Here is a 1069-nt window from a genome sequence, read left to right as displayed (position 1 = left end):
GTCAATTCGGACGGCACCTTCTACTATCCCTATGTCGGCAACGTGCGCGCCGCGGGCCGCACGCCGGAGCAGGTGCGCGCCGATCTCTCGCGCCAGCTGAAGGAATTCATTCCCTCGCCGCAGGTGTCGGTGCGCGTCGTGGGCTACAACTCGCAGACCGTCTCCGTCACCGGCGAGGTGGGTAAGCCTGCCCGGATCCCGCTGACCTCCAAGTCGCTTACGCTGCTTGATGCGATCAACGAGGCGGGCGGCCTGAATGAGACGGCCGATGCGCGCCAAGTGCTCGTTCGCCGCGGCGGGCGGAGCTACGCGGTCGATCTGCAAGCCTTCCTCAACCAGGGCATCGCCTCGAACAACCCCGTGCTGCGCAATGGCGATGTCGTCTCGGTGCAGCGCGCGACGAAGCTCGAAGCCTATCTCCTGGGGCAGTTGGTGAAACCCGGCCCGATCGACCTGACCAAGGATGATGTGAGCCTCACCGAAGCCGTCACCTCCGTCGGTGGCCTGAACACCAATCAGGCCGATGCGCGCGGGGTTTTCGTGTTCCGCGACAGCCCGAGCGGGGTGATCGTGTTCCAGCTCGATACGTCGAGCGCGGCGGCCTACGTGGTCGGCACGAAATTCTTCCTGCATCCGCAGGACGTCGTCTATGTCACGACCGCACCAGTCGCGAAATGGAACCGCGTGGTCTCCAACATCCTTCCGACGCTGAGCACGGCGCGCGCGGCCTCCGCGCTCGCGAACTGATCCATGGCGAAAGTCGGATCCATCCTCGTCGTCTGCGTCGGCAATATCTGCCGCTCCCCGGTGGGCGAACGGCTTCTGGCCGCGGCCCTGCCGGACTGCAAGGTCAGCTCGGCGGGCATCGGCGCGGTTGTTGGCGCGAGCGCGGACAGGACCATGAGCGAAGTTGCGGCGGAACACGGGCTGAGCCTCGACGGTCACGTTGCGCGCCAGTTCACCGCCGAGATCGGTGCCGAGCACGAGTTGATCCTCGTGATGGAGGCGGGCCACAAGCGCGAGATCTCGCGCCGGGCGCCGCAACTGGGCGGGCGGGTGATGCTGTTCG

General features: G+C 66.3%; 2 protein-coding genes. Both read left to right on the top strand.

The window, feature by feature from the left end:
• Positions 1-747, top strand: a 747-nt coding sequence (locus BMI87_RS21805) for an SLBB domain-containing protein (protein ID WP_078523543.1), incomplete at its 5' end; no start/stop codon positions are given.
• Between the two features lie 3 nt (positions 748-750).
• Positions 751-1069: phosphotyrosine protein phosphatase (locus tag BMI87_RS21800; RefSeq protein ID WP_078523542.1), on the top strand; the 319-nt coding region annotated here is incomplete at its 3' end.

This window comes from Thioclava sp. F28-4 (genome assembly GCF_002020045.1).
GTDB lineage: Bacteria > Pseudomonadota > Alphaproteobacteria > Rhodobacterales > Rhodobacteraceae > Thioclava > Thioclava sediminum.
The sequence above is the reverse complement of the archived record's forward strand: the minus strand, read 5'-3'. Positions and strand labels throughout refer to the sequence as shown.